General features: G+C 38.9%; 10 protein-coding genes and 1 tRNA gene. All 11 read right to left on the bottom strand.

The features are described 5' to 3' along the window. Nucleotides 1-301 precede the first annotated feature (301 nt). Nucleotides 302-1,756: an anthranilate synthase component I gene (trpE, locus tag CVFO_RS00740; protein WP_201339698.1), complete on the bottom strand. Its 1,455-nt coding sequence runs from the start codon at nucleotides 1,754-1,756 to the stop codon at nucleotides 302-304. Between the two features lie 105 nt (nucleotides 1,757-1,861). Next, nucleotides 1,862-6,049, bottom strand: a complete 4,188-nt coding sequence (gene rpoC / locus CVFO_RS00735) for a DNA-directed RNA polymerase subunit beta' (RefSeq protein ID WP_201339697.1) — start codon at nucleotides 6,047-6,049, stop codon at nucleotides 1,862-1,864. Nucleotides 6,050-6,062: 13 nt separating this feature from the next. After that, on the bottom strand, nucleotides 6,063-10,145 hold the full coding sequence (rpoB, locus tag CVFO_RS00730; protein WP_201339696.1) for a DNA-directed RNA polymerase subunit beta: 4,083 nt from the start codon (nucleotides 10,143-10,145) through the stop codon (nucleotides 6,063-6,065). 128 nt (nucleotides 10,146-10,273) lie between these two features. After that, nucleotides 10,274-10,651 (bottom strand): 50S ribosomal protein L7/L12, encoded by a 378-nt coding sequence (gene rplL / locus CVFO_RS00725; protein WP_201339695.1) that lies wholly within the window; start codon nucleotides 10,649-10,651, stop codon nucleotides 10,274-10,276. 22 nt (nucleotides 10,652-10,673) lie between these two features. After that, a complete protein-coding gene (rplJ, locus tag CVFO_RS00720) occupies nucleotides 10,674-11,198 on the bottom strand; it encodes a 50S ribosomal protein L10 (protein ID WP_201339694.1) in 525 nt (174 codons plus the stop codon). A gap of 232 nt (nucleotides 11,199-11,430) precedes the next feature. After that, a complete protein-coding gene (rplA, locus tag CVFO_RS00715) occupies nucleotides 11,431-12,126 on the bottom strand; it encodes a 50S ribosomal protein L1 (protein ID WP_201339693.1) in 696 nt (231 codons plus the stop codon). A gap of 3 nt (nucleotides 12,127-12,129) precedes the next feature. Next, entirely contained in the window at nucleotides 12,130-12,558 is a 429-nt protein-coding gene (gene rplK, locus CVFO_RS00710; RefSeq protein ID WP_201339692.1) for a 50S ribosomal protein L11, read from the bottom strand. Between the two features lie 89 nt (nucleotides 12,559-12,647). After that, nucleotides 12,648-13,181, bottom strand: a complete 534-nt coding sequence (nusG, locus tag CVFO_RS00705; protein ID WP_201339691.1) for a transcription termination/antitermination protein NusG — start codon at nucleotides 13,179-13,181, stop codon at nucleotides 12,648-12,650. Nucleotides 13,182-13,191: 10 nt separating this feature from the next. Further along, on the bottom strand, nucleotides 13,192-13,563 hold the full coding sequence (gene secE, locus CVFO_RS00700) for a preprotein translocase subunit SecE (protein WP_201339690.1): 372 nt from the start codon (nucleotides 13,561-13,563) through the stop codon (nucleotides 13,192-13,194). Nucleotides 13,564-13,579: 16 nt separating this feature from the next. Then, a tRNA-Trp gene (locus CVFO_RS00695) sits at nucleotides 13,580-13,655 on the bottom strand. Nucleotides 13,656-13,732: 77 nt separating this feature from the next. After that, entirely contained in the window at nucleotides 13,733-14,923 is a 1,191-nt protein-coding gene (tuf, locus tag CVFO_RS00690) for an elongation factor Tu (RefSeq protein ID WP_201339494.1), read from the bottom strand. Nucleotides 14,924-14,961: the final 38 nt, after the last annotated feature.

Below are 14,961 nucleotides of genomic sequence, written 5' to 3'. Positions count from 1 at the left end.
CAACAAGGCGTTAAGCCTTGACGAGAGGAATGATATAGCACTTAAAAATACTTTGCAACTCTTTTATTAAAGCGTTATATTATAATATTCTAAAAATAATGTCACGTAATGTCTATGTTTTATAACCTTATTTCAAAGTAGCTTTTCATACCAATTGCAAGTAATACCATTTATAAAAAAATTAATGTTGCTTATTGTAAGTTTACAATGCACATATTTACAGAGAAAGAGCAAGTTATTCTTCAAAAAGGAACAAGCAAATGGTCAAACAAGAAGAAATTATTTGATTGAGTTTTTCCTTTTAAACTTGCTTTGCAGCCTTAATTAGTGCTTGAGCTTTATGCATAGTCTCATCCCACTCTGATTGTGCTATAGAGTCATAAACAATGCCCGCTCCAGCTTGAATATAAAGCATTTGGTCTTTAATCACAGCAGTGCGAATAGCAATTGCCATATCCATACATCCATGCCAAGATAAATAGCCAATTGCACCTGAATAAATATTACGTTTTAAAGGTTCAACCTCATTGATAATTTCTATTGCTCGCACTTTGGGTGCACCACTGAGTGTGCCTGCTGGAAAGGTTGCTTTTAGAACATCAATCACGCTTACATCGTCTTTAAGCTCACACTCAACGTTCGATACAATATGCATCACATGCGAGTAGCGTTCAACAAACATTTTATCAGTCAACTTAACGGTGCCCGTTTTTGCAATACGACCTAAATCATTACGACCCAAGTCAATCAACATTAAATGTTCTGCAATTTCTTTTTCATCATTTAGTAAGTCTTGCTCCAATGCCAAATCTTGGGCGTGGTTCTTACTGCGCACACGAGTACCCGCCATAGGTCTAACGGTTGCACGTCTATTACTATCCACACGAGTGAGAATCTCTGGTGAAGAACCAATAATCATAATATCATCCAAATTGAGATAATACATATAAGGCGACGGATTGAGGCGTCTAAGTTGTCGATATAACTCAATTGGTGGTGCTTTGAATGTTGTACTAAGTCTTTGTGAAGGCACTACCTGCATGACATCACCAGCCTTAATATATTGTTGAATGGTGTCAACTGCAACTTTATAGTTTTGTTCGCCAAAGCTAGAGATAAAATCTGCACTACTAAGATGATCAGATTGATAGTCTTTTTTAATTAAAGGTTGGTTAATCTGATGTTCGATTTCACTTAATCTTGATTGCGCATCTTTAAAACTTTGCTTGGCAGGATTAATGTGCGTCATTAAAAAAGCTTTATTGGCTAAATTATCAAATACCACCAAATCATTAGACACCATAAGCATAATATCCGCAATATTAAGCTCATCTTTTTGCTTGGTATGTTTTAATTTTGGTTCAATATAGTGAATAATTTCATAGCCGAAATAGCCCACTAAACCGCCATTAAACTCTGGCAAATTATCAATTTTTGGCACCTTGTATTGCTGTTGATATTGTTCAATCCATAATAGCGGGTCCTTTACAATAAATGACTCAAGCTGTTGTGAATTTCTCTCAATACAAACCTTATAACCAAATACTTTAATAACGGTTTGTGCACTCAAACCAATCATCGAATAACGACCCCATTTTTCTCCACCCTGTACGGATTCAAAAAGATAGGAATAAGGCGTATCTGCCAGTTTTAAGTACAAACCTAGTGCGGTATCAGTGTCTAGAACCACCCCCTTAAAAACGGGAATGTGGTTGTAGCCCTGTTCAACAAATTGATTGAAACTAGATTGATTCATATAAACAGTATTTATGTAGAAATTCTAAGTATTTTAAACCTTGTAATAAAAAAACCGCATCAATTTTGATTAATGCGGTTTTTTATTTTTAAGCAAAAGTTAATATCACCCCTCTTGTGCTTGCTCCTCTGCTTCGTTTAATTGATCAGCCAGTGCCTGCTGCGCATCAACTGCTTGCGTAATCCTTGCAACATATTGAGCGCGACGCTTTTGATGATGTTTAAAGCCGGTACCCGCTGGAATTAATCGACCCACAATCACGTTTTCTTTCAAGCCTTGGAGTGTGTCCACACGTCCTGTTGTTGAAGCCTCTGTTAACACACGGGTTGTTTCTTGGAACGAAGCAGCAGAAATAAACGACTCCGTTGCCAAAGACGCTTTAGTGATACCCATTAACAATCTTTGATAGATGATTAAGTCCCTACCTTGTGCTTCTAATTGCTTATTAGTTTCAATGACTCGACCATATTCAGCAGTTTCACCATTAACAAATGATGAATCACCTGCATCAAGAACCTCAACTTTACGTAGCATTTGTTTAACAATGACTTCAATGTGCTTGTCAGAAATATTAACACCTTGTAAGCGATAAACATTCTGAACTTCTCTAACAACATAATTAGCCAATGCCTCAACACCCAATAGACGCAAGATATCATGCGGGTTAGATGGACCATCTGAAATCACATCGCCCTTTTCAATGGTTTCACCATCAAATACGTTAATTTGACGCCATTTGTGAATCATCATTTCAATGGCTTCACCTTCTGCACTGGTAATAATTAAACGGTCTTTAGATTTGGTAGAACTGCCAAAGCTAATGACACCAGTTGCTTCTGCAAGAATTGAATGATCTTTAGCCTTGCGCGCTTCAAATAAATCAGCAACACGTGGCAGACCGCCTGTAATATCACTTGTTTTAGACAAATCTTTAGGAATTTTAGCCAGCACCTCACCTGCCACAATGACTTGATTGTCATCTAAGTTAATCTTAACAGTTGAAGGTAGATAATGCGTTGATAATACAACTTCAGAATCACTTTCCTCAACCATTTTAATTAACGGCTTTAGTCCTTTTGCTGCCGTGGATCTTTCAGCTTCATCAATCATCTCAAAGAACGTTAAACCCGTCAATGGATCGGTATTTTTATTAACCGTCACACCTTCAACAAAATCTACAAAAATCACACGACCTGCCTGCTCAGAAATAATAGGATGCGTATGCGGGTCCCAATCAGCAATCTTGTCTTTTGCTTTAACCTTACCACCTTCTTGCACATGCACAATCGCACCATAAGGAATTTTATAACGTTCAACCTCTTGACCTTTGTTATTACGAATGGTGACCTCAGAAGAACGAGAAACGACCACTAAATCATTGTTTTCATTAGTGATAGATTTTAAGTTTTCAAAGTGTGCAACACCATCCGTATTAACATTGACACTACTAACCGCAGTAGAAGCAGATGCAGCACCACCAATATGGAAAGTACGCATGGTTAGCTGTGTACCTGGCTCACCAATAGATTGTGCTGCAATAACACCAATCGCCTCACCCACACCAATTTTATGACCACGTGCCATGTCGTTACCATAACATGATGAGCACACACCATAACGTGTATCGCAAGTGATAGTCGAACGTACTTTCATCGACTCAATGCCTAATTCATTAATCTTGTCTGAATCATCCAAAGAGACCAAATGACCTTTTTCTAAAAACACCTTTGTTGAATCTGGCATTAATATATCTTCTGCTGTCACTCGACCTAATGTTGCTGCACCCAAGGTTTGTACAATATTACCACCATCAATCACTGCCTTCATAATCAGGCCATTATCGGTACCACAATCATCTTCAGTAATCACTAAGTCTTGTCCAACATCCACCAAACGTCTGGTCAAATAACCAGAGTTTGCTGTTTTAAGTGCTGTATCAGCCAAACCTTTGCGTGCCCCGTGTGTAGAAATAAAGTACTGCATATTGTTCAAACCTTCACGAAAGTTTGATGTAATTGGCGTTTCAATAATTGACCCATCTGGCTTCGCCATCAATCCGCGCATGCCTGATAACTGACGCATTTGTGCAGGAGAACCCCTAGCACCTGAATCGGCCATCATATAAACCGAGTTAAATGAGGCAAGTTTTTGAGTCTTGCCATCAGCGTCAGTAAAATCTTCAAAACCAATCTCGTCCATCATGGCTTTTGCCACTTTTTCAGAAGTGCGTGACCAAATATCAATCACCTTGTTATAGCGTTCACCATCGGTCACAACACCTTTAGAAAATTGCTCCTGAATATCTTTAACTTGAACCTCTGCCTGTTCAATCATCATGGCTTTAGAGTCTGGAATGATCATATCATTTGAACAAAATGAAATACCTGATTTGGTTGAATATTGGAAACCCATATACATCATTTGATCAGCAAACATAACCGTTTGCTTTAATTCTTGCGTGCGGTAGCAAACATGAATTAAATTAGAAACTACTTTTTTATTAATGGCCTCATTGATTAAATCAAATGACAAGCCATTCGGCAAAATTCTTGAAAAAATCGCACGACCCACCGTGGTATCAACGATACGTTTAGTGCTAGGCTCAAATTTACCATCAATTTTTTGATAATCCTGAATGCGTAATTTAACCTTGGCATGCAAGGTAACATTGCCAGACTCATAAGCGTTAAGCGCTTCGGTTGTATTTGCAAAAATTAGCCCTTCACCTTTTTGGTTAATCATTTCACGAGTCATATAGTAAAGACCCAAGATAACATCTTGTGAAGGCACAATAATAGGTTCACCACTAGCAAGGTGTAAGACATTATTAGACGCCAACATTAGTGTTCTTGCTTCTAGTTGTGCTTCCTCAGATAAAGGCACGTGCACTGCCATCTGGTCACCATCAAAGTCAGCATTAAATGCACCACACACAAGTGGATGCAACTGAATAGCTTTACCTTCAATCAATAGCGGTTCAAATGCTTGAATGCCTAAACGGTGTAATGTTGGTGCACGGTTTAGTAAAACCGGGTGCTGATGCACGACTCTTTCTAAAATGTCCCACACTTCTGGTGATTCACTTTCAACCATCTTCTTGGCAGCTTTAATAGTTGAGGCCAAGCCTTTAGCTTGTAATCTATTATAAATAAATGGCTTAAATAATTCTAATGCCATTTTCTTGGGCAAGCCACACTGGTGTAACTTAAGATAGGGCCCACAAACAATCACTGAACGACCTGAATAATCAACTCGCTTACCTAATAAATTTTGGCGGAAACGCCCTTGCTTGCCTTTAATCATATCTGATATAGACTTCAAAGGACGACGATTATTACCCATCACAGCACGACCACGACGACCATTATCAATGAGTGAATCTACCGCCTCCTGTAGCATGCGCTTTTCATTGCGAACAATAATTTCAGGTGCGTCAAGCTCTAATAAACGTGCTAAACGATTATTACGATTAATTACGCGACGATATAAGTCGTTAAGATCTGAAGTCGCAAAACGACCGCCATCTAATGGCACTAAAGGACGTAAATCAGGCGGAAGAATTGGTAATACTTTTAACACCATCCATTCAGGCTTATTGCCAGATTGGATTAATGAATTAACCAATTTAAGACGTTTATTGTATTTTTTAAGTTTAGTTTGACTTTTTGTATTTAAACTATCTTCGCGTAAATTAGCCGCTTCAACCTCAAGTTTCATGTCGGATAAGACATCTTGAATAGCCTCTGCACCCATTTTTGCTTCAAACTCGTCATCACCATATTCATCTAGTGCATCAAAATACATCTCTTCAGTTAATAACTGCTTATGCACAAGTGGTGTTGAACCTGAATCAGTCACTAAGAATGCTTCAAAATAAAGCACACGCTCAATATCCTTGAGTGTCATATCCATCAACAATCCCAGACGTGAAGGCAAAGATTTTAAATACCAAATATGCGCAACTGGTGCTGCTAATTCGATATGACCCATGCGCTCACGACGAACCTTTGAATACGTTACCTCAACCCCACATTTTTCACACACAACGTTGCGAAACTTCATGCGCTTATACTTACCGCACAAACACTCAAAATCTTTCATGGGACCAAATATTTTGGCACAAAACAAGCCTTCTCTTTCAGGCTTAAAGGTACGATAATTAATAGTTTCAGGCTTTTTAACCTCGCCATATGACCATGAACGAATCTTCTCAGGAGAAGCCAGCCCAACTCTAATTGCGTCAAAATCTTGCTCTTTTTGCTCTAACTTATGAATTTTTAATAAATCTCTCATTGAATTCTCCTAATTAGTGTTGTTCTAACTCAACATCAATACCTAACGAACGAATCTCTTTCACCAAAACATTAAATGATTCTGGCATGACCGACTCTGTTAAATTCTTACCATCAACAATGCTCTTATACATTTTTGCTCGTCCTGCGACATCATCAGATTTTACGGTTAACATTTCGCGCAATGTATGTGCTGCACCATAAGCTTCTAATGCCCACACCTCCATCTCACCAAATCTTTGACCACCAAACTGAGCCTTGCCACTAAGTGGTTGTTGTGTCACTAGTGAATAAGGGCCAGTAGAACGTGCATGCATCTTGTCATCAACCAAATGGTTCAGTTTTAACATGTGCATATAGCCGACAGTCACGTGGCGGTCAAATGGCTCGCCTGTACGACCATCATATAATTGTTCTTGACCAGACTCTGGTAAATCGGCTAATCTAAGCAATGATTTAATGTCTTCTTCTTTAATACCATCAAATACTGGTGTTGCCATTGGCACACCTTCGCGAAGGTTATTTGCCAGTTCAATAATTTCCTCATCATTAAATGACGCTAAATCTTCCTGCTTGCCATAGGAGTTATAAACCTTGTCTAAAAAGTCTCTAATCTGTTTAACCATCTCAGTGCGTTTTTCATCTAATATGGCAGCAATTTTATACCCCAGGCCTTTAGCAGCATAACCCAAGTGAACTTCTAACACTTGACCTACATTCATACGTGATGGTACGCCTAGTGGATTAAGCACAACATCTATGGTAGAACCGTCTGCAAGATAAGGCATATCTTCAACTGGAGATACACGTGAAATCACACCTTTATTACCATGGCGTCCAGCCATTTTATCACCCACTTGGAGTGTTTTACGGGTTGCCACGTAAACCTTAGCCATCTTCATAACACCTGGTGGCAATTCCGCACCCTCGTTAATCTTGGCTCTTTCTTCTTCAAAAAATTTCTCAAACTCAACTTGCTTGGCTTTGGCTTGTTTGACCAATACTGCTACTTCTTTATTAACAGTTGCATCTTCAACTTTAAGCTTAGAAATGTCTTTATTATCAAGTTTTTTCATCAATTTAGCACTTAACTTCTCACCTGCTTTAATATCACCAACAGTCCTACTTAGCACATTGCCAGAAAGTTTTAAACGTACGCGACGGAAGATGTCACCATCAATAATGCCAAATTCATCGTCAATGTCTTTTTTAATTCTCTCTAAGCGTTCTGCATCAATACTTAATGCTCTGGCATCTTTTTCCACGCGGTCACGTATAAAGACCTGAACATCAATAACAACACCCGATTTAGAAGCGCCAACACGTAATGATGAATCTTTAACATTATTAGCTTTTTCGCCAAAAATAGCTCTGAGTAATTTCTCCTCAGGGGAAAGCGCTGTTTCACTTTTAGGCGTTACTTTACCGACTAAAATGTCACCACCTTTAACACGAGCACCTACATAAACAACACCCACTTCATCTAACTTAGCCAGTGCTGACTCGCTAACATTTGGAATGTCGGCAGTAATTTCTTCAGGACCTAATTTAGTATCACGTGAATAGGCGGTTAATTCTTCAATATGAATGGTTGTATAACGATCTTCTTGTACGACCTTCTCTGAAATTAAAATTGAATCTTCAAAGTTGTAACCGTTCCAAGGCATAAAGGCAATCTTCATATTTTGACCTAATGCCAGCTCACCCATATCGGTTGATGGACCATCTGCCAAGACATCACCAACAGCAATTTTATCACCCGTTTTAACTAATGGCTTTTGGTTAATGCAAGTATTCTGATTGGAACGTGAATACTTAGTCAAATTGTAAATATCAACGCCCAGTTCACTTGCTTTAGTTTGCTTGGAATCTACACGAATAACAATACGTGATGCATCTACCGCCTCAACCACACCACCATGTTTAGCAGTTACACAAACACGAGAGTCTATTGCCACAAGACGCTCAATACCTGTACCAACCAATGGCTTTTCAGCTTTTAACACAGGAACAGCCTGGCGCTGCATGTTTGAGCCCATCAGCGCACGGTTCGCATCATCATGTTCTAAAAAAGGAATGAGTGCTGCTGCTACCGATGCAATTTGCTTAGAGTCAATATCAATTAATGTCACTTCTGATGAATTCACCAAAACAAACTCATTCTTACGGCGACAAGAAATAAGATCGTCCATTAACTTGCCTTTATCATTCACTGTTGCATTTGCTTGTGCAATTGTATGCGTGATTTCATCAATGGCTGAAACATAAATCACCTCTTTAGTGACTTTACCATTTTTAACCACTTGATAAGGCGTTTCTAAAAATCCATAGCTGTTTGTTTTGGCATAAACAGCCAATGTATTAATCAAGCCAATATTAGGACCTTCTGGCGTTTCAATTGGACACAAACGACCATAGTGCGAAGGATGCACATCACGCACTTCAAAACCAGCACGCTCACGAGTCAATCCACCAGGACCTAGCGCAGAAATACGACGCTTATGAGTCACACCTGACAAAGGGTTCACTTGATCCATAAATTGAGACAATTGAGAAGAACCAAAAAATTCTCTAACTGCTGCAGATACAGGCTTAGAATTGATTAAATCTTGTGGGGTTAATTCGTCTGTTTCAGCTAAATTCAAACCCTCTCTGACTGCTTTTTCAACTCTAACAAGACCAATTCTAAATTGATTTTCAATCATTTCACCAATCGCTCTTACGCGCCTGTTGGCTAACGTATCAACATCATCAACAGAATCATTACCGTCTTTAATATTAATGAGTAACTTAATAACACTAATAATATCATCATTGGTTAATACATGTTCGCCTGTTTCAGACCCAATGCCTAAACGACGATTAAGCTTCATACGGCCGACTTTTGATAAATCGTAGCGGTCGTTTTTGAAAAATAAGTTGTTAAATAATAGATTAACCGCATCTTCAGTGGCAGGCTCACCTGGGCGCATTACATGATAAATAGACATACGAGCTTCAATCTCAGTTTGCGTTTCATCTAAACGCAATGTATCTGAAATGTAAGCGCCTGTTTCAGAGGCATTAATATAAAGAATCTCTATTTTTTTAACTTTATTGGTGTTTAATAACGCCGATACTTCTTCAGAAATAACAGTATTGGCTGATATTAAAATTTCGCCAGTGTCTTTATCAATAATATCAGCGCAGATTACCTTATCAAGTAAATACTCTAGTGGTGCATTGATTGATTTAACACCTGCTTTTTCTAGCAACTTAACATGCTTAGCAGTGATTCTACGACCTTTCTCAACCACCACATCTTGATTAGCAACAATATCAAATTCTGCAATTGTGCGTTGCAGACGAATCGGTGCCATACTTAAATCACATGATTTAGCTTTTAATTTAACAGTAGTTTTTTCAAAAAAGGCTTCAAGAATACCTTCACTACTTAGACCCATAGCGCGCAATAATGTGGTAACTGGTAATTTTCTACGCCTGTCAATTCGAACATACAAATGCTCGTGATGGTCATATTCAAAATCCAACCATGAACCACGGTAAGGAATAATACGTGAAGAGAACAAAATCTTACCTGAAGAGTGTGTCTTACCCTTATCGTGTTCAAAAATAACACCAGGAGATCTGTGCAGTTGAGACACAACAACACGTTCAGTACCATTAATAACAAAGGTACCCGTTTCAGTCATTAGTGGCAATTGCCCTAAATAAACATCTTCTTCAATAATTTGCTTAACTTTGCGTTTTTTCTTCAAAGTTGAGCCGTTTTTATCAAATAGAACCAGATTTAATTTAACACGCAATGTCGACGCAAACGTTACACCACGTAATTTACACTCTTCAACATTAAATTTAGGTTCTTGTAATTCATAATCAGCATACTCAATTTGTGCATAGCCATTAACCGCAGTAATCGGGAATACCGATTGAAAAACAGCATGCAAACCAACATCTTGTTTGGTTTTGCTACCCGCTTGGATAAAACTGTTAAATGAGTCAATTTGGATTGCTAGTAAATCCGGTTCGGTCAAAATTGATTCTCTAGAACCAAAGTTATTTCTAATTCGCTTTTTTTCGGTGAATGAATAAGCCATGAATACCTCGTATTGAGTCGATCGTGTTATATAAAAAATTTCTCATTGAGTTTGTACTTTAATTTAGTGTACAAATTAAACACCTAGAATCCCCTTGTCGGGGATTCTAGGTTTTTGCGTTTAACTAATTATTTTAGTTCTACGCTAGCACCAGCTTCTTCAAGCTGCTTTTGGATGTCTTCAGCTTCTGCTTTAGACGCACCCTCTTTGATTGCTACTGGCGCAGACTCAACCATGTCTTTGGCTTCCTTAAGACCCAGTCCAATAATACTACGAACTGCCTTAATAACAGCAACTTTTTTCTCGCCAAATGAAGTTAACATAACATCAAACTCATCTTTCTCAACTGTTGTCTCACCTGCATCTACTGCTGCCACTGGTGCCGCTACAACTGCTGCTGCACTTACACCAAACTTTTCTTCCATTGCTGATACTAATTCAACAACATTCATTACCGACATATCGGCAATTGCATTTAAAATATCTTCATTGGTTAATTTAGCCATGATATTTACTCCTTTTATTTATTTATGATCGTTTTTGATCGCGAACTGCTGCCACTACTCGAGTCGCCTTAGTTGGCACCTCAATTAAGGTCCTAACTAGTTTCTCAACTGGTGCTAACATTAACGCCATTGTGATACCAATTGCTTGATCTTTAGTTGGTAAGTCTGCAATGCGTTGAAGCTGATTTGATTCTACAAATTCACCCGAAACGCCCAAACCTTTAACGACTAAATCTTCATTCTCTTTAATAAAATTTTTGAATACTCGTGCTACTGCACCTGGATCTTCTTGTGAAAAACCCAAAATAACGGGTCCGCTAAGAACCGGCAATACACATTCGCATTTTGTCTTTATCAATGCTCTTTTTGCTAGTGAGTTCTTTACAACACGTAAAGTTACATCAGCATCAAGCGCACTTGAACGTAAATTAGTCATTTGTTCAACTGTCAATCCGCGATACTCAGCAACGCCAACAGACACTGACACTTTTGCAAGTGAGTTTACTTGTTCGACAACTGCCTTTTTTGCCATCAGATTTAGAGCCATTTACCCCTCCCTGAACAATTTAAAAAAGAAAGTCATCTTTTGATAACTTTCGCCATAGAGTATTTGCATACCCTCTACATAGGCAGATTGAAAAAATCAATCAATTAAACGAATATACCAGAAGATATGTTTGCACCTATGGTCTTTGAGGTCATGCAAGATAAATCTTGCGACCCAAAGAATTTTTTTAAAGACCTTTATATAATTATATAAAGGTCTCTTTTAATAAAACTTAAATATCTACGCTTGCTAAATCAACGCTAAGTCCTGGCCCCATGGTCGAAGAAATACTTAATTTTTTAAAATAAATACCCTTGGTTGAACTAGGTTTTGCCTTTTTAAGTGCCTCCATTAAAGCATTAATATTTTGTGCTAGTGCACTTGCATCAAATGACGCCCTGCCAACGCAACCATGAACAATACCAGCCTTGTCAGCACGATAACGCACTTGACCTGCTTTAGCATTATTAACAGCGGTTGCAACATCTAGTGTTACTGTACCAACTTTAGGGTTAGGCATTAAGCCACGAGGACCTAACACTTGACCTAGACGACCCACAACACCCATAGCATCTGGAGATGCAATCACCACATCATAGTTTAAACCACCATCTTGCATAGATTTCATTAAATCTTCCATGCCAACAACGTCTGCACCAGCATCTTGCGCCTTAGCCACGTTATCACCTTGAGTGAACACAGCAACACGAACTGTTTTACCCGTACCATTTGGAAGCACGACTGCGCCACGAACATTTTGGTCAGATTTCTTAGCATCAATACCTAAATTAATACCCACATCAATAGATTCATCAAATTTTGCTGTTGCACATTCTTTTAATAAATTTAGTGCATCATTGATTGAATAACGCTTGTTAGACTCAACCTTGGCTGAAATATCTTTTTGTTTTTTTGTTAATTTAGCCACTTGCTAACCCCCCACCGTAATACCCATTGACCTAGCTGTACCAGCAATAATATTCACTGCTGCACCCATGTCATTTGCGTTCAAATCTTTCATCTTCATACTAGCCACTTCTTCTAATTGAGCACGAGTAATATTGCCCACTTTATCTAGATGAGGAACACCACTACCTTTTTTAATACCCGTTACTTTTAGGATTAACAAAGCTGCTGGTGGTGTTTTGGTTACAAAGGTAAAACTACGATCGCTATAAACTGTGATCACAACAGGTACTTTCATGCCTTTGTCAATATCTTGAGTTTTTGCGTTAAATGCTTTGCAAAATTCCATAATATTAACACCATGCTGACCCAATGCAGGACCTACAGGTGGTGATGGATTTGCTTCTTGTGCAGCCACTTGAAGCTTAATATAGGATTCAATTTTTTTAGCCATTTTTCTTCCTTGAGGACTTTGCCTCGTTTTGGGTACAAACGCCGATTAGGACTCCCCTGTTAAATCACAACTTTAAAAGTCGTTTATCTTTAAGTCTTCTCTACTTGCGAGAATTCCAATTCTACTGAAGTAGAACGGCCAAAAATTAGCACCTCTACTTTCAATAAATTCTTTTCGTAATCAACCGCTTGAACCAAGCCATTAAATTCATTAAACGGCCCATCGATAACTAAAATTTCTTCACCTGGTTGATAAGCCACTTTAGGCTTAGGCTTGTCAGCACCTTCTTGCACACGTGCAAGAATTTTATCAACTTCACGCTGCATAATTGGGGAAGGTTTACCTGATGAGCCGCCAATAAAACCAATCACATTATTGGTATTTTTAACTAGCAACCAACTGGGTTCAGTCAGTTCCATATTCACCAACATATAGCCTGGGAAAAATTTACGTTCGGCCGTTTTTTTCTGCCCATCTTTTAACTCAACAACTTGCTCAGTCGGCACCAAAACCTCGCCTACTAAATCTTCAAGACCTTCTCTAGTAACAGACTCTTCAATTGCAATCTTAACTTTCGCTTCAAAACCACTTCTTACATGAAGCACATACCATCTTTTAGACACTTTAGTCCTCTTAATTTGTTAACAACTGCACCATCCACGAGAGCAGTGCATCAACTATCCACAAGAAAATAGCCACAATCACAACAGCAACCATAATCATACCTGTGGTTTTAATAGTTTCATCGCGTGTGGGCCACACAACTTTGCGTAATTCAATTTTTGTTTCGATTAAAAATGAATTAAAACGCACGCCTTGAGGCGATTTAAAGAACACAAAACCTGCCAACACAAGACCCGTTAATAAAGCCAATACTTTGTATAGCGTTGTGTTTAATCCTAATGGATCTAAATAAAACAACACAAAAGATGCAATCACAATTAAGACTGATACAATCATTCCTAGTGATGACTCTTTTGCTTGTCTTTCTACTGTTTTAGTCACATTACATCCTTTAACATGGCAGGCAAGGAGGGACTCGAACCCCCAACCAATGGTTTTGGAGACCATTACTCTACCAATTGAGCCACTTGCCTATAAATCTTAAAGGCTTGGACTATTGTCCAAGCCAACTTTATTTTTTTAAATCTGTTTAAGTTTTAACTTTTTTAATTTAATCCGTCACCTTAGAAACCACACCCGCACCCACCGTGCGACCACCTTCTCTAATGGCAAACCTTAAACCATCTTCCATAGCGATTGGTGACAATAGCGCTACTTGCATTTTCACGTTGTCACCTGGCATTACCATCTCTACACCATCAGGCAGCTGACAAGCGCCTGTAACGTCCGTTGTTCTAAAATAGAACTGTGGACGGTAGTTGTTAAAGAATGGGGTATGACGACCACCTTCATCTTTGCTTAAAATATAAACCTCTGCTTCAAACTTTGAATGTGGCTTGATTGAACTTGGCTTGGCCAATACTTGACCGCGTTCAACCTCTTCACGCTTGATGCCACGAAGTAACACACCTACGTTGTCACCCGCTTCGCCTGAATCAAGTAGTTTTCTAAACATTTCAACACCGGTACAAGTGGTGGCTTGTGTGTCTTTAATACCAACGATTTCTAACTCGTCACCGATATTAACAATGCCTGTTTCAATACGGCCTGTCACTACAGTGCCACGACCTGAGATTGAGAATACATCCTCAATTGGCATTAAGAATGACTTGTCTGTGTCACGCTTGGGGGTTGGAATATAAGTGTCTAATGCTTCTACTAATTTAACAATGGAAGGCACACCAATCTCTGAGGTGTCGCCTTCTAAGGCCTTAAGTGCTGAACCGAAGATGACTGGAGTGTCATCACCTGGGAAATCATATTCGTCTAGTAACTCACGGATTTCCATTTCAACCAATTCAACCAATTCCTCATCGTCAACCATATCGGCTTTGTTCATGTAAACAACGATGTAAGGGACGCCTACTTGCTTAGATAATAAGATGTGCTCACGAGTTTGAGCCATTGGGCCATCTGTAGCAGCAATAACAATAATAGCGCCGTCCATTTGTGCAGCACCTGTGATCATGTTCTTAACGTAGTCGGCGTGTCCTGGGCAGTCAACGTGTGCATAGTGGCGAGCTTCACTTTCATACTCAACGTGGGCTGTTGAAATAGTAATACCACGTTCTCTTTCTTCAGGGGCATTATCAATATCTGCATAATCTTTGAATTCGCCACCACGCGCTTCTGCCATGACTTTAGTGATAGCGGCTGTGAGTGTGGTTTTGCCGTGGTCAACGTGACCGATTGTGCCGACGTTGACGTGTGGTTTGGTTCTTTCGAATTTTTCTTTTGACATTTTATGCTCCTACATTTAACAAATTAAATTTTAAATTT

Origin of the sequence: Isorropodon fossajaponicum endosymbiont JTNG4, from assembly GCF_016592615.1 — a bacterium.
Taxonomy (GTDB): domain Bacteria; phylum Pseudomonadota; class Gammaproteobacteria; order PS1; family Pseudothioglobaceae; genus Ruthia.
Note: the sequence above shows the minus strand (reverse complement) of the source record. Positions and strands in the feature narration are given on the sequence as shown.

Bases quoted from the DNA above. Each gene is read 5' to 3' on its own strand.
- rplK (WP_201339692.1), bottom strand. From the start codon at position 12,558: ATGGCTAAAAAAATTGAATCCTATATTAAGCTTCAAGTGGCTGCACAA.
- tuf (WP_201339494.1), bottom strand. From the start codon at position 14,923: ATGTCAAAAGAAAAATTCGAAAGAACCAAACCACACGTCAACGTCGGC.
- rpoC (WP_201339697.1), bottom strand. From the start codon at position 6,049: ATGAGAGATTTATTAAAAATTCATAAGTTAGAGCAAAAAGAGCAAGAT.
- rplJ (WP_201339694.1), bottom strand. From the start codon at position 11,198: ATGGCTCTAAATCTGATGGCAAAAAAGGCAGTTGTCGAACAAGTAAAC.
- rplL (WP_201339695.1), bottom strand. From the start codon at position 10,651: ATGGCTAAATTAACCAATGAAGATATTTTAAATGCAATTGCCGATATG.
- trpE (WP_201339698.1), bottom strand. From the start codon at position 1,756: ATGAATCAATCTAGTTTCAATCAATTTGTTGAACAGGGCTACAACCAC.
- rpoB (WP_201339696.1), bottom strand. From the start codon at position 10,145: ATGGCTTATTCATTCACCGAAAAAAAGCGAATTAGAAATAACTTTGGT.